Annotated in this window: 14 protein-coding genes and 3 tRNA genes; 8 read left to right on the forward strand and 9 right to left on the reverse strand. The window is 49.1% G+C overall.

Features of this window, described 5'->3' with window-relative positions; all coding sequences use genetic code 11:
• Window position 1: 1 nt before the first annotated feature.
• Window positions 2-1,507: a translation initiation factor IF-2 gene (infB, locus tag H6780_03505; protein ID USN88529.1), complete on the reverse strand. Its 1,506-nt coding sequence runs from the start codon at window positions 1,505-1,507 to the stop codon at window positions 2-4.
• 163 nt (window positions 1,508-1,670) lie between these two features.
• On the opposite strand from infB, the gene H6780_03510 reads away from it, so the two are divergent.
• Window positions 1,671-2,888, forward strand: a complete 1,218-nt coding sequence (locus tag H6780_03510) for a cysteine desulfurase (GenBank protein USN88530.1) — start codon at window positions 1,671-1,673, stop codon at window positions 2,886-2,888.
• Between the two features lie 112 nt (window positions 2,889-3,000).
• Window positions 3,001-5,715 carry an AAA family ATPase gene (locus tag H6780_03515; protein USN88531.1) on the forward strand — a complete coding sequence of 905 codons (2,715 nt, stop codon included), beginning with the start codon at window positions 3,001-3,003 and terminating at the stop codon, window positions 5,713-5,715.
• A gap of 43 nt (window positions 5,716-5,758) precedes the next feature.
• Here H6780_03515 and H6780_03520 read toward each other — a convergent pair whose 3' ends face one another.
• Complete coding sequence (locus H6780_03520) at window positions 5,759-6,352, reverse strand: hypothetical protein (GenBank protein ID USN88532.1); 594 nt, start codon at window positions 6,350-6,352, stop codon at window positions 5,759-5,761.
• Between the two features lie 137 nt (window positions 6,353-6,489).
• Window positions 6,490-6,572: transfer RNA gene (locus H6780_03525), tRNA-Tyr, on the reverse strand.
• Window positions 6,573-6,738: 166 nt separating this feature from the next.
• On the opposite strand from H6780_03525, the gene H6780_03530 reads away from it, so the two are divergent.
• Entirely contained in the window at window positions 6,739-7,599 is an 861-nt protein-coding gene (locus H6780_03530; GenBank protein USN88533.1) for a TrbC/VirB2 family protein, read from the forward strand.
• 52 nt (window positions 7,600-7,651) lie between these two features.
• Here the strand turns inward: H6780_03530 and H6780_03535 are convergent.
• Together H6780_03535 and miaA are read right to left on the reverse strand one after the other, a co-directional pair.
• Window positions 7,652-7,722, reverse strand: a tRNA-Trp gene (locus tag H6780_03535).
• 60 nt (window positions 7,723-7,782) lie between these two features.
• Window positions 7,783-8,679, reverse strand: a complete 897-nt coding sequence (gene miaA / locus H6780_03540; protein USN88534.1) for a tRNA (adenosine(37)-N6)-dimethylallyltransferase MiaA — start codon at window positions 8,677-8,679, stop codon at window positions 7,783-7,785.
• 68 nt (window positions 8,680-8,747) lie between these two features.
• Between miaA and H6780_03545 the strand changes: the two genes are divergently transcribed.
• Window positions 8,748-9,344, forward strand: coding sequence for a redoxin domain-containing protein (locus H6780_03545; GenBank protein USN88535.1), 597 nt, complete (start codon window positions 8,748-8,750; stop codon window positions 9,342-9,344).
• Between the two features lie 49 nt (window positions 9,345-9,393).
• On the opposite strand, the gene H6780_03550 is transcribed toward H6780_03545, so the two are convergent.
• Window positions 9,394-9,475 (reverse strand) — tRNA-Leu (locus H6780_03550).
• Window positions 9,476-9,631: 156 nt separating this feature from the next.
• Between H6780_03550 and H6780_03555 the strand changes: the two genes are divergently transcribed.
• Window positions 9,632-10,921 carry a ParB/RepB/Spo0J family partition protein gene (locus H6780_03555; GenBank protein ID USN88536.1) on the forward strand — a complete coding sequence of 430 codons (1,290 nt, stop codon included), beginning with the start codon at window positions 9,632-9,634 and terminating at the stop codon, window positions 10,919-10,921.
• On the opposite strand, the gene H6780_03560 is transcribed toward H6780_03555, so the two are convergent.
• The 3 genes from H6780_03560 to dprA form a co-directional block, all read right to left on the reverse strand.
• Complete coding sequence (locus H6780_03560; protein USN88537.1) at window positions 10,918-12,477, reverse strand: bifunctional (p)ppGpp synthetase/guanosine-3',5'-bis(diphosphate) 3'-pyrophosphohydrolase; 1,560 nt, start codon at window positions 12,475-12,477, stop codon at window positions 10,918-10,920. The two genes, H6780_03555 and H6780_03560, sit on opposite strands and share 4 nt — an antisense overlap.
• 89 nt (window positions 12,478-12,566) lie before the next feature.
• Window positions 12,567-14,924: a type I DNA topoisomerase gene (gene topA, locus H6780_03565; GenBank protein ID USN88538.1), complete on the reverse strand. Its 2,358-nt coding sequence runs from the start codon at window positions 14,922-14,924 to the stop codon at window positions 12,567-12,569.
• Window positions 14,925-15,007: 83 nt separating this feature from the next.
• On the reverse strand, window positions 15,008-15,871 hold the full coding sequence (dprA, locus tag H6780_03570; GenBank protein USN88539.1) for a DNA-protecting protein DprA: 864 nt from the start codon (window positions 15,869-15,871) through the stop codon (window positions 15,008-15,010).
• 79 nt (window positions 15,872-15,950) lie between these two features.
• Here dprA and H6780_03575 point away from each other — a divergent pair, with 79 nt between their 5' ends.
• The 3 genes from H6780_03575 (at window position 15,951) to serS (ending at window position 20,434) form a co-directional block, all read left to right on the forward strand.
• Window positions 15,951-18,737, forward strand: a complete 2,787-nt coding sequence (locus tag H6780_03575; protein ID USN88540.1) for a hypothetical protein — start codon at window positions 15,951-15,953, stop codon at window positions 18,735-18,737.
• Window positions 18,738-18,739: 2 nt separating this feature from the next.
• Window positions 18,740-19,036 (forward strand): hypothetical protein, encoded by a 297-nt coding sequence (locus H6780_03580; GenBank protein USN88541.1) that lies wholly within the window; start codon window positions 18,740-18,742, stop codon window positions 19,034-19,036.
• A 135-nt stretch (window positions 19,037-19,171) separates the two neighbouring features.
• Complete coding sequence (gene serS, locus H6780_03585) at window positions 19,172-20,434, forward strand: serine--tRNA ligase (GenBank protein USN88542.1); 1,263 nt, start codon at window positions 19,172-19,174, stop codon at window positions 20,432-20,434.
• Window positions 20,435-20,485: the final 51 nt, after the last annotated feature.

Consider the following 20,485-nt stretch of genomic DNA (forward strand, 5'->3'; position numbering starts at 1 on the left):
ACTAGCTAATTACCGTATCAAATGGCTTGAGGTAGTCGCCTGGAGCAATTTCTGCCTTGGTTTCAAGCTGCATACCAAATTCACCCTCAGTCACTTGCTGAACGTCAGATTTCTGCTGCTGGAGGTTTTTGATGGTACCTTTCCCGATCTCGATATCGCGACGCATAATCTTTACTCGCTGGTTCATCTTGATAACCCCTTCGTCGACACGGCCGCCGAGTACGTGGGTCATTTTTTGTACGCTAAAGTGCTTGAGGATTTTTACGAGACCAGTCTCAATCTGTTCCTCTTGCTTTGGCGTGCGGTTCTTAAGTGCGGTTTCAAGCCACTCAGAGAGTTCATAGATAATATCGAAGGTGTCGATCTCAACATCGAGACGTTCGGCAAGGTCTTTGGCAGCGCGGTCTACTTTTACATTGAAGCCAACGATAATAGCGTCGTCAGTAGCGCTTACATTCTGTACATCGTTTACACTAATATCTCCAACACCCTTGTCGATAATCTTTACGACAATACGATCTGACTCAAACTTCTCGAGTTCGTGCTCAATCGCGTCGAGAGTGCCGAGTACGTCGGCCTTGATGAGAATTGGTACAACGGGAAGCTTACTGCGCTTTACCGGAATAGTTGGCGCAGTTTCACTATTTTCAGCTGCTACCATCGCTTCAGCTTCCTTTTTGCTTGCAACCGTCACAAAGGTACTGCCAACTTCAGGAATTTCAGTGAATCCCACAATCCGCACTGGTGCAGACAGCCCGGCTTCTTTTACTGGTTTGCCTTGGAAATCTTCCATGATTCGTACTGGTGAGAAGCTTTTGCCCGACACGACGAACTGACCGCTCTTAAGCGTGCCGTTCTCTACGATGAGTGTAGCAGTATTGCCGCGCTTTGGATCCATCTTGCCTTCGATGATTTTCCCGGTTGCTGGTGCGCTGGTGTCGCCAGAGAGTTCGGCGAGGTCTGCCGCGAGTACGACGAGGTCGAGGAGGTCGTCAATACCAGTGCCAGCTTTAGCAGAAATTGGTGCCCACGGAATATCGCCTCCCATTCCTTCGATGTAGATTTCGTTCTCAATGAGGGTGGCTTGCGTGCGCGGGATGTCGGCACCTGGCTTGTCGATTTTGTTGATGGCTACTACATACGGGATGTCAGCAGCCTTGATAGACTCAAGTGCTTCGAGCGTTTGCGGCTTCACGCCATCTTCGGCAGACACCATAAGAATAGCGACGTCAGCAACATCAGCACCGCGTAGGCGCATCTTCTGGAACGCGGCATGTCCTGGGGTGTCGAGGAAGGTGATGTGTTCTTCAGCGCCTTCTTTTGTTTTGTGCGGTACAACATACGCTGAGAGATGCTGAGTGATACCACCAGCTTCGCCGTCGACGATGTTGCTCTTACGAATTGTATCGAGAAGGGTAGACTTGCCGTGGTCAATGTGACCCATTACCACCACTACTGGTGGTCGCTTGATAATATTTGAAGCTGCCTGCTTAGATTTTTTAGCCATATGTATACTTTTGCGCCGCACGCGTTAAAACACCCATGGGGTGTCTTCTGGTAAATAATTGGGGTGGAGTATAGCAGATATGTGCGATTTTATCCAGAAAAATCAATAAAATTTTGCAAGTTTCATCTTTACTAAAAAATAAATTTGTGTCACTCTAAATGTCATGAAATGGTGGGGTAGTAAAAAAGAGCAGAGCGAGCGGGTGTATCTCGACTGGGCGGCAGCGACGCCGCTTTTGCCGGAGGCAAAAGCGGCGATGGAGCCGTACCTTGGCGACGTGTTTGGTAATGCGAGCGCGATTCATAAAGAAGGTCAGGTGGCAAAGCGCGCGCTTGAGGAGGCGCGCGAGAAAGTGGCTCGGGCGCTGCAGGTCCGGCCAGAGTTTGTGACCTTTACTGGTGGTGGAACAGAAGGAAATAATCTTGCAATTATGGGGACGATTATGCGCTTGCGGGCAAATTGTCGTGAGTTTTCTGATATGGAGATTATTACGACCGCGATTGAGCATCCTTCAATTACTGAAACCATGCGCGCGCTCGAGCGTCGTGGGGTAGTGATTAAGCAGGCACCAGTAGACGAAACAGGAAAAGTGAAGGTGGCAGAGTTTAAAAAACTGCTTACCGAAAAGACGGTGTTGGTGTCGCTCGCGTACGCTAATAGCGAGATTGGGGTGATACAGCCGCTGCATCATATAAAGAAGCATATAAAAGAGGCAGCGGCTGCCTTTAAGACAGAAATTAGGCTGCACGTGGACGCAGCGCAGGCGCCGCTTTGGCTGTCATGTCAGTTTGATACGACAAGTGCAGACTTGTTGGTGCTTGATACAGCCAAGTGCTGCGGGCCGAAAGGGGCGGGTGTCTTGGTGCGGGCGCGAGGTATCGAGCTTGCGCCGTATCAGTTTGGTGGTGGTCAGGAAGCGGGGCTACGTCCGGGGACTGAAAATGTTGCGTCGGCGGCAGGGGCGGCGGTAGCGATTGAGGTGGCGCAAGAGGATTGGCGTGCGCGAGCGGAGCGAGCGCGCACAATCCGCGATACTGGAATTGCGGCAATTATGGCTGCCGTACCACAGGCGATTTTGAATGGTCCAACGGGTGAGGAGCGACTGGCAAACAATATAAATATTTCTATTCCGGGGCTTGATACTGAGTATGCAGCGGTCTGGCTTGATGCACGCGGCTTTGCGGTTAGTACTAAGTCGGCGTGTGCTGGCGCGGGCGGCGGCGAGAGCGTGGTGGTGCGAACCATTTCAGACGATGCCGCCCGCGCCTCTTCCACCCTCCGCTTCACCATCGGCCCCTCTACAACCGTCGAAGACCTGCAAAAACTAGCGGCTGCCCTCAAGGAGCATGTGGCGCTAATGAGTGATTTGACCTCAAGCTAATTCCGTTGCAATATACGAAGACCTGGTACGTATTACTGAATGTAAGATGCTGTTCTGGATAGCCTAGCCGCCCGAATGACTGCCAGTGTCGTATAATGAAAACATAGATTTTATGCCGAATTTTCACAATTTTACAACCAAAGCCAAAGAAGCGATTCGCAAAGCGCACGAGCTTGCTATCGAGCGCGGACAAAACCATGTCAGTCCAGTGCACCTTATGACTGCACTCGCGATGCAAGATGAGAGCGCAGTGATTGCGATTCTTGACCGACTTGATATCGATATTATTGCCTATACAGACTTGCTCCTTGAAGCACTTGAGATGCCGGAGGCACAAACCACCATCTCACAGTCGTATCAGTTGTATCTCACGCCAGAGCTAGCTAAAGCGCTGGAGTTTTCTGGTACCTTTGCCGAACAGCTTGGCGATTCGTATGTAGGTGTGGAGCATCTTTTCGTTGCCACACTAGAACATCCTGGTCCAGCGATTGAAATCATGCAGCGGGTTGGTATTGATAAACTGCGTGTGATGGAAGCGATTAAAGAGCTGCGTGAAAGTGATGTGCAGGATGCACAGCAGCCAAAGAAGTATCGTACGCTCGCCAAATACACGCGCAATCTCACTAAGATGGCGCAAGAGAACAAAGTCGACCCAGTGATTGGGCGCGATGTGGAGATTCAGCGCGTGATTCAGATTTTGTCTCGTCGCACAAAGAATAACCCAGTTCTCATCGGAGAAGCGGGAGTTGGAAAGACAGCGATTGCAGAAGGATTGGCGCAGCAGATTGTGCTCGGGCAGGTGCCAGAGTCAGTCAAAGAAAAGGAAATCCTTATGCTGGATCTCGGGCTGTTGGTCGCAGGGACTAAGTTCCGTGGTGAGTTTGAAGAGCGTCTCAAGGCGGTGATGAAAGAGGTGGAAGCGGCGGCTGGACGCATCATTCTCTTTATTGATGAACTCCATACGATTGTCGGGGCGGGGCAAGCTGACGGCTCGATGGACGCGTCTAATATGCTGAAGCCCGCTTTGGCGCGTGGTGAGATTCGTATTATTGGAGCGACAACTTTGAAGGAATATCAAAAGCATATTGAGCGCGACCCAGCGCTCACGCGTCGCTTCCAGCCGGTGTATGTAAATGAGCCAAATCAAGAAGATGCGGTAGCGATTTTGCGCGGCTTGGCAGAGAAGTATGAGCTTTTCCACGGCGTACGTATTACCGATGATGCGATTCTCGCAGCTGTTAATCTTTCGTCTCGCTATATTACTGATCGTTTCTTGCCTGATAAGGCAGTGGACTTGGTCGACGAAGCTGCATCAGCACTCCGTATTTCACTTGAAAACAAGCCAGACGAACTCGTGGAGACAGATCGAAAAATTCGTCGTCTAGAGATTGAACGTGAGGCACTTCGTAAAGAAGTGGAGATTGCGGCTAACAAAAAGAAAATCAAAGCTCGTATCAAAGAAATTGAGCACGAAATTGGCGAGTATAAAGAAACGACCTCAAACCTCGAGACAAAATGGAATAATGAAAAAGAGGCGCTTGGTGAAATCAGTAAGCTGAAGAAGGAACTAGAAGAGCTTCGTGTCGAAGCTGACAATGCCGAGGCCACTGCTGACCTCATTCGCGCAGCAGAGATTCGCTACGACACGATCCCAGCGGTTCAGAAAGAACTCGATACAAAACTAAAGCGACTCAAGAAGCTGCAGCGCAGCCGACGCCTACTTAAGGAAGAAGTGACTGAAGAAGATATTGCGGCGGTGGTGTCACGTTGGACAGGTATTCCGGTCTCGCGCATGCTTGAAGCTGAAGTAGAGAAGTTAGCGCGTATGGAAGAAGTGCTACACGAAAAGGTGGTGGGACAAAACCATGCTGTAAAGCTCGTGTCAGACGCAATTAAGCGCGCTCGAGCCGGTATCTCAGACCCAAATCGGCCAATCGGCTCATTCCTCTTTCTTGGACCAACTGGTGTTGGTAAGACCGAGCTCTCGCGCGCCCTTGCAGAATTTATGTTTGATGATCCTGATGCACTCCTTCGCATCGACATGTCTGAATTTATGGAGAAGCACTCGGTGTCTAAGCTGATTGGTTCGCCGCCGGGCTATGTGGGACATGATGAAGGTGGTGGACTCACCGAAAAGATTCGTCGTCGTCCGTACGCCGTGATTTTGCTCGATGAGGTAGAAAAGGCGCATCCTGAAGTGTTTAATATTTTGCTTCAGGTACTCGACTCAGGACATCTCACCGACGCCAAGGGTCGCAAGGTAAACTTCAAGAATACGGTCATTATCATGACGTCTAATATCGGCGCTGAGCATATTGACCGTATGTCCACCTTTGGTTTTGCCGATGATCATGGTGAATCAGCCCAGTTTGTGCAGGCGAAGGATAAGGTGATGGAAAGTCTCAAGCAGTACTTCCGTCCAGAATTCCTCAATCGTCTTGATGAAATCATTGTCTTCGAGCTACTCACGCCTGAGGTGATCGCTGAGATTGTAAAACTCCAGATGGAAGAAGTGACTGACCGACTTCATAAGAAAGAAATTAAACTTAGCGTGACCGATGAGGTGCTCGAATATCTCGCTAAGGAAGGTTACGATCCAAAGTTTGGTGCACGTCCACTGCGTCGTCTCATTCAGAGCAAGATTCTTACGCCTGTCGCCAATATGATGGTGGGCGAGGGAATGCTCCAAGGTGGAACGGTAAATGTCTGCATGAAGAAGGGTGAATTAGTCTTTGATGTAAAGAAAACTGGCCGTCGTAAGGTTGCTGCGAAAAAGACTGCAAAAACAAAAACGGAAGTGAGAAAAAAAGAAGCCGTAACCGCATAGAGAAAAACCGCCTGTCAGGGCGGTTTTTGATAAATGGTTTTGGTTAGGAGATCTCTCCTTGTTGTGGATGAAAGAGACGCCCTGGTTTACCAAATTCCGACAAGACAGTAAACCAGCCACCTGCCAGTGGAATAATGGAAACGTAGCGAAGTGGTACGATTTCCTCGGCGGTTTGCCTGTCGAGCCAACCTTGCTTGCCGTTTTTGTAGACTGCAATATGGTCTTCGGCCCATTCGATTGACGCATAGCCATCATCGCCGATAACAGCGTGGTCACTTACTCGAAAAATGAAGCAACGCTTATGTTGGTCTACAAGATGGAAGAGTTCTTCTGATATTTCGAGAATGGAGTAGTACCGAGCGGCGCCTAGTATCACTTGTTTACTTGGTATGTGAAACAGACCGCGGAATTCACCGCATTGTAGCTCGAGATACAGTCGACTTTTCTTTCGGGTGGGACGAATGCTGGTGTAGAGCAGTTTAGCAACAAGCTTGCCTTGATGCAGATCAAACAGGCCCCATTTGCTCGTACTGCTTTTTACCGCTATAAGGCCATCGGTTGCAATTTCATTACTGAAGTCCTTGAAGTCGACGTATTTTTTAGACAACCGCTCAAGCTGTGTGGGGGTTGAGCTCATGATTTGTCCTCATGAAAAAAGTTTGGAAAGAGCTGCCTCTGCTGGCACTTATAACTAAGTCTAACCACGATGTCAATAAACTATTGTTCTATCTCCAGATTTAGCTAAAAGTCCCCTGAATGGGGACTTTTCGTGTGTGCGCCGGGCTGGATTCGAACCAGCGTAGACATATGTCAACGGATTTACAGTCCGTCGCGATTGACCGCTCCGCCACCGACGCAGATACGTGATTGTCTCAAGGATTGTGCTTGAGTTGCAACAAAATAGCATATTTATTTCGTTTTTCAAAGCTTTAGTCACTCGGTGGTGTGGGTTGTGGATGAGACAATGATCTGTATGACTAGGTGCTATACTAAATATATATTTGGTAATTTTATTTGAGAATTATGAGATTTCTTCCTGTTATCGCGCTTATTGTGCTGCTGTTTGTATCTCCTGATGCATCTGTTGGCGCAGGATTGGCACCAAACTGTGCTGGCGCAACATGTGGCTCTTGTGATGTGGTGGCGATGGCAAACAACATCGTGAAGTGGCTCATTGGGGTGCTCTTTGTGATTTTTGCCATTATGGTCGCTGCGGGTGGTTTTGGCTTAGTAACGTCTGGAGGAAATCAGGCTGCTAAGGAAGCAGCCAAGAGTCGTATTAGTAACGCTATTATCGGTATCGTGCTTGTGCTCGCAGCGTGGCTTTTGGTCGATACGCTTATGCGAGCATTGCTTTCAGGTACTGAAGGTAAGATTAATGGGAATTTCTGGTATACCATTGAGTGCACCCAGCAAACAGCTACTGAAGATGTGCCAAGCGAGGAAATCAAAATGCCAGAGGATGCAAATGGTGATCCGGTAGCTGACTGTAGTAACCCCGCTTCCTTAATTGCGAAGTTTAATGGGTCACCACAAGGGGTGGAGGATAATCCAGCACTGAGGACCATGATTAATTGCTACCTAGCGGACCCGGGGATTGCTGCCTTGGTTGATACTTCTAAAATATTCACATATGACCAGTCACATCCTATTTGTGCCAACACTAACGGTAATCCAGTCTGTGGACCATGTAGTCACAGTCGCGGCTCATGTCACTATGGTCGAGGAAGTGGTAAAGGTGCACAGGCGGTTGACTTTAATGCTAAAGGTAACGCCGAAAATGAACTCTACAAGCTGATAAAGGCTAAACAAGGCGTGTGTGGTGGTAAGCTTAATCCTGAAGGAAATCATACACACATCAGTCTTGATACTTGTGGAAGCTAAGAAAAAGCGGCCCGAAGGGCCGCTTTTGATATCTAGTGTAAGGTGAATTTTGCGGGTCCACTCCGACTCGAACGGAGGACGGCGGTTTTGGAGACCGCTGTTTTACCACTAAACTATAGACCCAAGTGGCACTCAAATTGAGTGCACCAATACTAGCCGATGTGGCGCGTAAGCGCAACTTGTTTATTCGGCGAGGAAGTCGCTTACGCGCCGCAAAATCGCTTCGCGATTTTGCGGCGCAAACCACTCAATTTCTTCATCTCGCTTCAGCCATGTCAGTTGACGCTTGGCAAATTGTCGAATCTTGGTGTTCAGAACTTCAGTCATTTCTGATTCGCTCAGTTCGCCTTGGAGATGTCTCGCTAAGTAGCGATATTCAAGGCCTATATCTTCCATGCGCTGGTAGTTGACTCCAGCTCCATGCAGATTTCTTGCCTCAACAATCATGCCACTCTTAAGGCGACTGATGAGGCGCCTGTAAATAGTATCGTGTAAGATTTCTTTTTCGATATCAATACCGAGTATTAGCCACTCATATGGGGACTCCGTTTCAGTTGGCAGAGGAACATTCCCGAGAGTGTGAATGATTTCAAGTGCGCGAATGAGGCGACGGCGGTTGTGTGTGTCGATAGTAGCAGCTCTCACAGAGTCTTTCTCAAGTAGCATTTCCATCAAGGTGGCGTTCGAGAGGTTTCCAAGAGACTCTCGAAAAGTCTCGTCTGGCTCGACTGGTGCTGAGGTGCTTTTGCCTCGTAAGAGATCGAGATAGAAAAAGGAGCCGCCGGCGACAATCGGGGTGCGGCCGCGCTTCAGGATATCCTGAAGCGCGGCCGCACCGTCACGCGCAAAATCCGCCCCGGTGTACACATCCATGGGGTCACAGATATCCAAGAGATGATGTGGCACCCCGTCCATTTCGTCTGTAGTGACTTTCCCTGTGCCTAGGTCCATTCCTCTGTATACTTGGCGTGAATCAGCCGAAATCACCTCGCCGTTATACTTTTTGGCAAGTTCGATAGAAAGTGATGTTTTGCCGGAGGCGGTTGGGCCAACGACAGCGATTACTTTGGGCTTTGTCATACGGGGAGTGTATCAGAAAAGTGGCAGTTTGTGGTATGATGCGGCCGTTAATGTTCTAAAATTTCGCTATGGAAGAAGTAATCTACGAATCAGTTGACCTGTTTACCATTGGTGATGAAGTGCCGGAAGAACTGGCGTTTCCAATCTACCACAATGATGATATTGGCGAGCTTAGTTTTGAGTCGCTTCGAGGCAAATGGGTAATTTTGATGTTTTATCCTAAGGACTTTACGTTTGTCTGTCCGACTGAGCTTGGAGAAATGGCTTCACTCTACGAAGAATTTACCAAGGAAGGGGCAGAGATTGTATCTGTTTCTACCGATACTCCAGAGGTGCACAAAGCCTGGCATGACGTGTCACCGGCCATAAAGACTATCAATTTCCCGATGGCAGCTGATCCGAGTCACTTACTTTCAGATTTGTTTGGTGTGTTGGACGCTGAAGAAGGAGTGGCACGTCGGGGGACGTTCATTATTTCTCCGGACGGTGTGATTAAGGGGGTGGAGATTACTGATGATGCAATTGGGCGCAGTGCAAAGGAAACACTTCGTAAGTTTAAGGCAGCAAAGTACGTAGGTGAGCATCCAAGCAATGTATGTCCAGCGAGTTGGAACGAAGGTGATGAAACGCTTACACCAGGCGTAGATATGGTAGGGAAGATTTAAGGGATGGAGAAGTAAAAGAGCGCCGGCGAAGCCGGCGCTCTTTTATCTGTGCCTCGGGAGGGAGTCGAACCCTCAAGCCTTGCGGCATACGATTTTGAGTCGTACGTGTATACCAATTCCACCACCGAGGCAGGTGTGATGTGAGGATGAGTGTAGCAGATTATGGCGGAAATGAGAACTATTTGAGATGAGCTGCGCCTATTTCGCTGTGCATAACTCACCTGTGTTAGAATACTCTTATATCGAGTGTTGGACGCTCGGAGGTATTTGAACGATAGTTTTTTCCTATGGCATTTCAAGGTGATTCAATTTATTGGGTAGAAGTAGAAAAGGTAGTTCCGAATCCGTTTCAACCCCGACGCGAATTTGATCAGGCAAAGCTGCAAGAGCTGTCTGATTCTATTCGCATGTACGGTGTGTTGCAGCCGCTCACAGTGACACGGAAAGAGATTCAGCGCGAAGATGGTACGTTTTACTCAGAGTATGAGCTCATCGCTGGTGAGCGTCGTTTGCGTGCGAGTAAACTGGCTGGCGTTGCACAAGTGCCGGTGATTATTCGTGAAGGTGAGCAAAATGAACAAGAAAAGCTTGAGCTTGCGATCATCGAAAACCTCCAGCGTGAAGACTTAAATGCCGTAGACCGTGCCATTGCCTTTAAGCAACTGGCTGACATGTTTGGTCTCTCTCACGCACAGGTGGCACAGAAAATGGGCCGTAGTCGTGAATATGTCTCCAACTCTATCCGTCTCCTTGGTCTTCCAGAACATATGCTGCAGGCGCTTAAAACCGGTGAAATGATGGAGGGGCATGCTCGCACACTCCTTATGCTTACCGATCGTCCTGAAGAACAGGAGGTCGTCTTTCGGGAAATTCTTCTCAAGAAGCTTTCGGTGCGTGAAGTAGAGCGTATTGTACGCAAGATTGCGACCGATAAGGTGCGCAAAAAGAACCCAGGTGAGTTTGATGCAAATCTAATTGATTTTGAAAAGCGCTTTACTGAAACTTTGGGTACACGCGTCCAGATTCAAAAGACTGATTTTGGCGGCAAGCTAACCATCGATTATTTTTCTGAAGATGATTTGGAGAGTATTTTGAAGCGCATCAAAGATGAGGTGGCGGAGCAGTCAGGGGGCGCGACGGCAGTTGCTGCACTTGCTGCAGCGACACCGCTTGAAATGTCCGCCAGGGAATCTGTCGTGGCAACGGAGACGCCGACAGAGTCTGCTGTACACCAGGCTACTGCCGAACATATTCTCTCATCACACATACGAGAAGACTCAGCTGAAAAGGTCTGGCAGCCGATTATGCCATCGCCAGAAAATGACTCGACTCCTCTGACGCCAGTTCAGACTCAGACTATGTCCGAATATAAGTCGGCTGAGCCAGTTTTACCGGTCGAGCAAGACCAATATGCAACAACAACAGCACATTCAGTGGTAGAGCCACCAACACCTCTGATGAGTGCCGACGAACAAACACCAGAGCCAAAAGAGACCAGTCTTTCTGACGTGCAACACACACCGGAACCAGTTGCTGACGATAGTGATTTGTACTCAATTCGAAACTTTGGTGTTTAAAGTTCGTGTTCGACTGCGTTTCGTATACGCCGCCGTGCCAAAGAAGTTTTTGCAAAGTCGAGCCATTTTGGGCTCGGTTTTGCTGATTTACGGGTTTCAATTTCCACAATGTCGCCATTTTTGAGCACTGTTTCAAGCGAAACGAGCTTTCGGTTTACCTTTGCGCCAGAGGTGTGATCTCCTACTTCTGAGTGAATAGCATAGGCGAAGTCAATCGGAGTGGCGCCGACAGGGAGGTCGACCACATCGCCAGTTGGAGTAAAGACAAAAATACGATTTGAGAAGAAGTCAGACTGGGCATCTGCCACAAACTCGCTGGTTGGATTTTTGGTGTCTGGGTTGTAGGTTTGGCCAATCTGTGAAATCCAGCGGGGGATTTTGTGCTGGTGGGAGGTTTCTTCTGATATGGCTTTCACGGTCTCCGCTTCTTCAGTTTCGATGTCTCGTTTTGAAAATGGTTTAAAGAGGCTTGGGATTAGGGTTGAGAACATCGAGGGTTTTTTAGGAGGGAGTGGATCACTGACAGCTGGCTGCTTATAAAACACATGCGAAGCGACACCAAATTCAGCTTCTTGGTGCATTTGCTTGGTGCGAATCTGAATCTCCATGATAACTCCATTTGGAGTAGTGACGGTGGTGTGGATTGACTGATAGCCGTTTGGTTTTGGAAACGCAATGTAGTCTTTTACTCGCTGTGGTAGTGGTCGCCAGAGATCATGGATAATGCCGAGCGCTCGGTAGCAGTCTTCGACGGTTGTGACTACAACGCGCATGGCCATCAAGTCGTACACATCATCAATATTCCACTCCTTACGTTTGAGTTTGTGGTACAGACTGTAAAGACCTTTAACACGATAGGAAGTTTGAAAATTGAGTAGATTACGGTCAGCCAGGCGTTTTTGCAGAATTTTTCGTTCGCGTTCGAGCACTTCTTTGGCGTTGCCAAAACGCTTGATAAGTAGTTCGGTAACACGTTTGGCGTCTTCTGGATAAACGTACGGGAAAGCTAAGTCTTCGAGCTCTTTACGCAACTTACCCATTCCGAGCCGGTGCGCCACTGGAACGTAAATTTCTAGCGTTTCTCTGGCAATGCGCTGCTGTTTTTCGGCTGGCACGTGGTGTAGTGTCTCCATGTTGTGGAGACGGTCCACGAGCTTAATGATAAGCACGCGAATATCTTGGCTGGTAGCAACAAACAACTTCCGTAAACTTTCGTTGTGACGGTCGGTGCCGTAGTAGCGCACTGAGCTGAGTTTCGTAACGCCTTCGACGAGAAAAAGTACTTCATCACCAAATTCACGTTTTAAATCATCGTCGGTTACCTCGGTGTCCTCGATGGTATCATGAAGCAGTCCTGCGCAAATGGTGCGCGGCCCCATGCCCATAGCGGCGAGCTTGTATCCGACAGCAGCTGTGTGAATCATGTAGGGATCGCCAGAATAACGTTTATGGTCCTTGTGAGCTTCCGCAGCAAAGCTGTAGGCTTTACGAACTAGTTCACGATCAGTGTCGCTCGGGTGATTGAGTTGGGCAATAATTTCATCTGCTGAGTGCATCTTTTCATTCTAGAGACAGAAGGGGAAAAAGACAAGGAGGAGGGGGTATAAAACGGCCCGAACCTACAAGGTTCGGGCCGTTTTTGAGTTTACTGCTTTAGTAGCTCCATCGCCACTTCAAGCGTAATATCTTCAGTCTTGATATTGTCTGGAATGCCGATGCGCTTAAAGCCTTTTTTCAGATAGCGTCCTGATTTTGATTCAAACACGTTCACGAGCTTACGAGTTTTTGGGTTCACACCCAGTTCTTTGAGCAGCTTTTCTCCCTTTCGGAGCTGCTTTGGTTCAGCAAGAATTTCGAGTGCGCGTTCGTAAGTGATGGTGTATGGATCGTCTTCGCCCTTCAGTGAACGGAAATCACCAGCGTGCCCAATGTACGGCCCGTACTGACCCGTGTTGGCAATAATCGGCTCTTCGGTCTTTGGATGGAGGCCAAGTTCACGCGGGAGTAAGAGGAATTTTACTGCGTCTTTGAGTGTGACATCTTCAGGCTTCATGCCAGCTGGCAGTGAGGCGCGCTTAGGGGTTGGGGTTTTCTTGCCCTTTACTTTCTCTGGTGTGGAGCCGAGCTGCACGTATGGGCCAAAGCGACCGTTGAGTACGAAGATTGGTTCTCCTGTTTCTGGATGGTTGCCGATTGGTTCATCAGCCTTTACTTCAGAACCATCGATGAGGCGGGCACCCTCACAATCTGGGTAGCGACTACATGAGAGGAAGGTGCCGTTGCGGCCAAGTTTCTTCACCATGTTGGCGCCACAGTCTGGGCAAGGGAACTCTTTTGGTCCAGGGCCAAGCGTGGTGAGCTTCTCGATATCTTCTTTAGCGGCTACAGCCTTGGTGAATGGTGTGTAAAAATCCTTGAGGGTTTTGAGGTAGGTGCGGTCACCAGTGGCAATCTCATCAAGTTCGTCTTCCATTTCAGAGGTAAAGTCATCGCTGATGTAGTCAGCAAAGTGTTCTTCGAGGAAGGTGGATACTACATCGCCAGTGTCGGTCGGAATGAGCGTGCGACCTTCTTTTTCAACATAACCACGCTGCACAATGGTATTCATGATTGAGGCGTAGGTAGACGGGCGACCGATACCGCGCTTTTCAAGTTCTTTAATGAGACCGGCTTCAGTGTAGCGGTTTGGTGGTTGGGTTTGTTTAGCTTCGATATCGACGCTTTTGCAAGAAAGCATGTCGCCTTTGGCGAGCTTTGGCACTTCGGTATCTTCGCCGCGCGCGCGTGGGTCGGCTTTAAGCCAGCCGTCAAAAATGACGCGGGAACCATTCACTGCAAAGTCAGGAATAGTTTCTTTGCTGTCGGTGACATTGGTGATGAGCTTGGTGCGCTTTAAGGTCGCGTCGGCCATTTGTGATGCGACCGCCCGCTCCCAGATGAGTTCATAGAGTGCTTTTTGATCTCCGGTAGAGCCGGCCTGGTGTTTGCCAAAGTTAGTCGGCCGAACCGCTTCGTGAGCCTCTTGTGCGTTCTTACTCTTGCTTTTGTACGTGCGTGGCTGGACGTACGACTCACCATACTCTTTATGAAGGAGAGCAATGATTTGCTTCTGTGCTTGAGCTGAAAGGGTGGTGCTGTCAGTACGCATGTAGGTGATGTGACCGGCTTCGTAGAGTTTTTGCGCCGCGCCCATGGTGCGAGACGGTGAGAAGCCTAGGCGAGTGCTGGCGGTCTGCTGGAGCGTCGAGGTAGTAAACGGTGGGCGCGGCGCACGCTTCGCCTCAGTTTCTTTAATATCAGAAATTACCCAGTCGTGTTTTTCGCCGACTGTCTTAATACGCTCCGCTTCTTTTACGTCAGTCGGCTCAGTGCTACAAGTAAACGGTATAACCGCTTTACTGTCCTTCAGATTCGCCGTCAGCACAAAATAATCTTCCGGAATAAAAGCGCGGATTTCACGCTCACGCTCCATTACGATACGTAGTGCTGGCGACTGCACGCGACCAGCCGAGAGGCCATAGCGCACTTTTTTCCAGATGAGACCAGACAGGTCGTAGCCCACCAAGCGGTCGAGCACACGACGCGCTTCCTGCGCTTCTTTGAGATTTTCATCAATCTTGCGCGGATGCTCAATCGCTTCCTGGACGGCGTCCTTGGTAATTTCATTAAACGCCACACGCTTGAGGTTTTTGTTGTGTGGCTTCAGTAGCTCGGCCACATGCCAGGCAATCGCTTCACCTTCACGGTCGGGGTCGGAAGCAAGTAGCACCTCGTCGGCCTTTTCTGCAGCCTTTTGCAGTCCCTCAATTACCTTCGCCTTACCCGGAGAAATAATATAGCGCGGCACAAACCCGCCCTCGATGTCGACGGCGTCTTTGTTGGTCTTTGGCAGGTCGCGGACATGGCCAATAGAAGACAGTACTTTATAGCCAGTACCGAGATATTTCTCGATAGTTTTGGCCTTGGCTGGCGACTCTACGATTACGAGGGTTTGCTTGCTCATATATTAGGTGAGATTAATAATTAGTTTTATTGAGGCTAATAAATACTAGTCAGCGTAGATTCTGTCAACTTCTTTGTAGCACACTAGCGTGTTCGTCGATATATATTTTGCTCTGAAACAATGCAGCCTTGAAGTTCGAGTAACATGAGTGTCTGGGAGGCTTCGGCAGTAGGAATGGCTAGTTTTCTGATTAGTTCGTCTCTGTGGACGGGTTCTTGGAGAAGGTCAAGTATTCTCGCTTCGGCTGGGGACAAGTCGAGTGTGTTTTGGGTTGGAGTATCAGAATCGTGCGGAATATTAAGTGCTTCGAGAATGTCTGCAGCACAGGTAACGGGTGTCGCACCAAGCTTGAGGAATTGGTGTACACCAGCACTATTGGCGGAAAATATACTGCCCGGCACCACTAAAAGTTCACGATTATAGTCGGCGGTCATTCTTGCGGTAATCAAGGTACCGGATTTTTCTGCTGCCTCTACGAGCAAAGTAGCTTTGCTAATGCCTGCCACCAGGCGATTGCGTTGCGGGAATGACCATTTGGTGGCGCGGAAGTCAGGAGTAAATTCTGATAATAGTCCACCACCAGATTCTAAAATACGGTGAGCGAGTCGCTTGTGGCTACTCGGATAGAGTACATCATCACCAAGGCCGCTGCCGGGGATGGCGAGGGTATACATATTATTAGAGAGTGCTGCTTCGTGTGCAAGCGAGTCGATGCCAAGCGCCAGGCCAGATACAATGCCGATAGGGTAGTTGTGCAGGCCGCCGACTAGTTCGTTAAGCACTTGTTTGCCGTAGGTGGTGTATTTGCGAGAACCGACGATGGAGAGGAGAGTGAGGTCGGCGGCCGGCAGTTGTCCTCGGTAATTGAGGGTGGTAGGCGGCTGCGGAATTTCCCGCAGGCCTGCGGGAAATTCCGCAGCTGGGACGTCTTTAATCTCAAAGTGCATGGCTAAATGCTAGCACACACTTGAAACCAGCGCGGATACTTTGTTCGACGTGCGTGCTATCATATTTATAACGATATTTATGTCTGAACGTTTACCAAATAGTTCACTGAGTGACGTCCCTAACTACAGCAATCTTGGTGGTGATATTGTCTTGAGTGCTGAATCTGTACAGCAAACAGAAGCTGAAAAAATAACCGCCTTGAGTGAGGCTGTTCATGCTGCCTCAGATAAAATCACTGCACTCAAGGAACAGCGGTTCAAGACAATTGAAAACGGCAAAAAAACAGAACTAACTGACCAAATAGACACGTTACAAGATTATATTGACAAACTATGTGCTGAAAAATCTGATTTGACCGCTGACGATACAGCTGCCATTGAAAATGAGCTTCGGCAACACTTAGATTTTGAAGCGGCGAAAGAGTACGACGAAATGTCGCCAGAGGATTTTGATGACTTATTAACGGCCGAAGAAATTGAACAAGAAACCCTGCGGCACTACGAGGCCTTTTTAGCGAAACAGAGAAATGAAGACGAAAACTTGCCAGTACTGACCGACATAGATGAGGAGGCTACTCGAAGTTATCAAGAGAGACACAGTGTTGATGATGGGATTCCTGTGCTGACTGATGTGATTAAAGACGGCGAAGATGATATTCAGGTGTCTCCCAAAAGAGTCGAAACAGGCAACAGTATCGATAATTCTGAAGACGTGGCGGCGTTGTTCGGTGAGGCTGGTCGACAGGAAACAGTGGCAAAGATTACGGTCGAGGAACAAATCTCAGTTGCAAAGTATCTGATTAAACAGATTGACAAGGGGGTTCAGGACAATATCATCTCAACTGCTGCCGCGGATGCTGCGGTAGCTGAACTCGAGAATCGTATTTATGGACTTGAGCGGCAGTTGTCCGGCGAGACTTCAAACAAGAATGCCGTGTTGAAAAAAACAGACGAAGTACTGCGTCAATTAGCTCGTCGGAACGGAACGTACACAGTGCCGGAGGTCACTACTGAAAACCAAGAAACACCGATGCACGAAATGACTCCAGAAGCAGAGGCAGAGCAGGAGCAGGAAGTGCGTGAGTTTGAGCAGGAGGCGATTCCGCTCAGTGAATATACGACAGCAAAAAAGGAATTCAAAGCAGCAAAGCGTGTGTACTTAGAAGCTTTGGAGAAACAGTACCGTAAGCGCAATGTACTTTCAAAAATGGGAGAAACTTTTGGCGTGGGCCAGAAGCGAGCATTTACTCCAGAGGAGCAGGTTGCGTACGACACGTACATGGCAGCCAGTAAGAAATTTTACGAATACACTAAAGCCACTGGCGTGTATGACAAACTCCAGGTACGCATGATTGCGCGCTTAGAACGGCAGCATGAAAAGGGATTGTCATTAGAGCATGAGACGCCACTGGCGGTAGCGCCGTTAGTAGCTGATCGATTTGTGTTTAATCCAGCACAGGCACGCCTTGATGTGCAATCTGGTTTTTTGCCTGAGTCGGTGCAGGATGTGAAGAAGCGTCTGCTGCGGTGGGTGAAACAACACCCGTACGTAAGTGTTGCAGCGGGTGGAGCGCTCACTACATACGGACTCACGGTCAATGCTCCTGGCGTGCTTGCAGCTGCGGCGAGCGGCATGATGGGTCGGCGATTTATTGTAGACCGGAAGGCGGCCGCGCTTGATGATACGGGCGAACAGGTTGTCGATGATTTACAAAGTGAAGCGTTACCTGACCTCGAACAGCTAGAAGCTCGTTATTTTACAGATGCTCGTCGGCTCGCTATTTCCCGTAATCGTAATCGGGCAGTTGCTTCAGCGCTCGGACTTTCAGCCGCAGCTGCTGCGGAGTCACTGCTTGGTGATCCGGATTTTACTCAAGCGTCTGAAGTAGTTAATGAGCCTGGTGATGACCGTGGTCAAGAGTTGCGCATGCCGGAATCAATTGCTGACAAGCTGGCTCGCGCTGATCGGGTAGCACCAATGTCTCCAGAGCATATCGCTCAGTTTGAGAGAATGGAAAACAGTGGAATCTTAAGCGCTGATTCATGGAGTCGGGCGGCTGCGCCACAGACAGATACGGTTGGTTCGCCGGCCGGGATTGAAAATCCAAATTGGGTCAAACCAGGAATCGATGCCGAATTAGGTGTTGTTTCTGACGGAGGCACCAACGCACTGCCTGGTGTGGTGCAGCCGGGGATTGACTACGCTGCATCAGGTGCTGTGCCGGCCCCAGCATCATCGTCGATTGAATCCGTGCCAGTGCCACCGGCTCCAGCTACTCCTGCTCCGGCTCCTGTCGTAGAGACTGGTCCGAATCATCCTGCGCCTGTTGCTGAGTTGCAACCTCAATCGGTCGAGTCTGGTCCAGTCCAAGCGGTTACTGATGAGGCGCGAGTATCGGGTCGGGCCGAAATTTTGGCTGAACGAACCCATCTCGATTCTGTTGCAGCGCTTGAGCGGATACATGGATACCAGCCACGAGTGGCAGCGGGGCTAGATGCGCTGGTTACGACACCGATTGCCGGCCAAGATATCACGCATCACATGTATGCGGAGATGGTTAAGGCCTACGAGGCTGGAATGTTTAATTTGCCTGCAACGAGAGCTGAGTATGTGAGTCATAATCCGACGGCATTTTTTAGTTTTATTGAAGAACACGCAAAGGAATTAACCAATAATAAGTTCAGTGCCTTCTTAGGTGGATCAGACTCGCTTGGTCTGTCGCCAGACGAATGGAAAGCGCTCGGCTTTAGTAGTGGTGACCCACAGGTTATTTCACCAGCAGATAAGATTCAGACAGGGAAATTAATCAAGCTCATTCTTGAAAATGCGGCTGAGGAAATTAACGGCAAATTAAAACCAAGTTAATCATGCAGCAGTCACTAACAGAAAAAGTTGCGCAGTTGCTGACTTTGGAAAACATGCCAGAGTCGCAGCAGTTGGCAGTGTGCGAGCGAGTGGGCAGTATCGCACTCGAGGCGGCGCTAAATCGACAATTAGTTTCCTTAACACCCGAACAAGTTGCTGAGCTTGAGTTGTACCTTGATGTGCATGATGATTCCGCAAACATTTTTTCATTTCTGATTGAACGTTATCCAATGCTCGAGACGTATTTTGAGGAAGAAGTGATGGCACTGCAGCTCGAGATTATATCGATTATGTCATAGTGAGAAACAGCCCTAGGTATAGGGTTGTTTTCGTGTATAATCAGCGAATTAATCATAATCGCGGCGGGGGTGATTATTGCGCCGGATATTTTCTTTAGAAAATATCCGGCGCAAGAAACATCCGCTCAAAATTTCATGTTAGATATAAAATTCATCCGAGAAAACTTAGACGTAGTCAAAATGGCGGCCAAGAAGAAGAAGTCGTCGATTGACCTCGATCGACTAGTCGCCGTGGATGATTCCCGCCGCGATTTGATGCAACGTCTTGAAGAAAAACGGGCTGAGCAAAATAAGGTGTCAGACGGTATTCCGACTGCTCAAGATTCAGCAGTTCGCCAGCAACTCATCGAGCAAATGCAGGGGCTCAAGGCCGAGATTCAAAAAGAAGAAGAGGCGCTAAAGCCAGTGATGGAAGAGTGGCAGGCGCTGATGCTTCAGGTACCTAATGTGCCAGATATGTCTGTACCCGATGGTGACAGTGATGCTGATAATGAAGAAGTGAAAACGTGGGGCGAGCAGACTAAGTTTCCGTTTGAAGCGAAAGATCATGTCGAGCTCATGCAAAAGCATGGCATGGTAGATTTTGAGCGTGGTGCGAAGGTGCATGGTTTCCGTGGGTACTACCTCTTAGGTGACGGCGCTAAGCTTTCTTGGGCGATTTGGAACTACGCCAATCAATTCTTTATGGAAAAGGGCTTTACGCCTGTATTGCCACCAGCGGTAGTGCGTAAATCAAATCTCTACGGTACCGGTCACTTACCAAATGATGCTGATGATGTGTATCGTACCCAGGACGAGGATTACCTTATTGGTACGAGCGAGGTGTCGGTTATGGGGTATTATGCTGACGAGATTATCGATAAAGAGCTTTTCCCGGTTAAATTCCTTGGTTTCTCACCATGCTTCCGTCGTGAAGCGGGCAGTCATGGGAAGGATACTCGCGGTTTAATTCGCGTCCATGAATTCTACAAGCTCGAGCAAGTAATGCTTTGTGAGGCGTCACACGAAGAGAGTGTTCGTTGGCACGAGTGGATTAATCGCAATACTGAAGAGTTTATCGAGTCGCTTGGTATTCCATATCGTACCGTATTGAACTGCGGTGGTGACCTCGGGCAAGGACAGGTGAAGAAGTATGATGTTGAGCTCTGGGTGCCTGGTGAACATACGTACCGTGAGATTAGCTCAGCGTCATACTTCCACGACTTCCAGACTCGTCGCTTCAATATTCGCTATCGCGACGCAGAAGGGAAGGTGCGCTACGCTCACTCACTCAACTGTACGGCTATTCCAACGCCACGCATTCTCGTGTCGCTGATGGAAAACTTCCAGCAGGAAGATGGAGCCATTAAGATTCCCGAGAAGTTGGTGCCGTATTTTGGTAAGGACAAGATTGGATAAGGTGAAAAAAGCGGCGGGCCCCTTTGGGGCCCGCCGCTTTTTTCTAATCCA

The sequence above is a fragment of the Candidatus Nomurabacteria bacterium genome, from assembly GCA_023898565.1.
Classification (GTDB): domain Bacteria; phylum Patescibacteriota; class Minisyncoccia; order Phycocordibacterales; family UBA918; genus OLB19.

Bases quoted from the DNA above. Each gene is read 5' to 3' on its own strand.
- infB (USN88529.1), bottom strand. From the start codon at position 1,507: ATGGCTAAAAAATCTAAGCAGGCAGCTTCAAATATTATCAAGCGACCA.
- H6780_03555 (USN88536.1), top strand. From the start codon at position 9,632: ATGGCATTTCAAGGTGATTCAATTTATTGGGTAGAAGTAGAAAAGGTA.
- H6780_03580 (USN88541.1), top strand. From the start codon at position 18,740: ATGCAGCAGTCACTAACAGAAAAAGTTGCGCAGTTGCTGACTTTGGAA.
- miaA (USN88534.1), bottom strand. From the start codon at position 8,679: ATGACAAAGCCCAAAGTAATCGCTGTCGTTGGCCCAACCGCCTCCGGC.
- H6780_03510 (USN88530.1), top strand. From the start codon at position 1,671: ATGAAATGGTGGGGTAGTAAAAAAGAGCAGAGCGAGCGGGTGTATCTC.
- H6780_03515 (USN88531.1), top strand. From the start codon at position 3,001: ATGCCGAATTTTCACAATTTTACAACCAAAGCCAAAGAAGCGATTCGC.
- H6780_03520 (USN88532.1), bottom strand. From the start codon at position 6,352: ATGAGCTCAACCCCCACACAGCTTGAGCGGTTGTCTAAAAAATACGTC.
- H6780_03575 (USN88540.1), top strand. From the start codon at position 15,951: ATGTCTGAACGTTTACCAAATAGTTCACTGAGTGACGTCCCTAACTAC.
- topA (USN88538.1), bottom strand. From the start codon at position 14,924: ATGAGCAAGCAAACCCTCGTAATCGTAGAGTCGCCAGCCAAGGCCAAA.
- serS (USN88542.1), top strand. From the start codon at position 19,172: ATGTTAGATATAAAATTCATCCGAGAAAACTTAGACGTAGTCAAAATG.
- H6780_03560 (USN88537.1), bottom strand. From the start codon at position 12,477: ATGCACTCAGCAGATGAAATTATTGCCCAACTCAATCACCCGAGCGAC.
- H6780_03545 (USN88535.1), top strand. From the start codon at position 8,748: ATGGAAGAAGTAATCTACGAATCAGTTGACCTGTTTACCATTGGTGAT.
- dprA (USN88539.1), bottom strand. From the start codon at position 15,871: ATGCACTTTGAGATTAAAGACGTCCCAGCTGCGGAATTTCCCGCAGGC.
- H6780_03530 (USN88533.1), top strand. From the start codon at position 6,739: ATGAGATTTCTTCCTGTTATCGCGCTTATTGTGCTGCTGTTTGTATCT.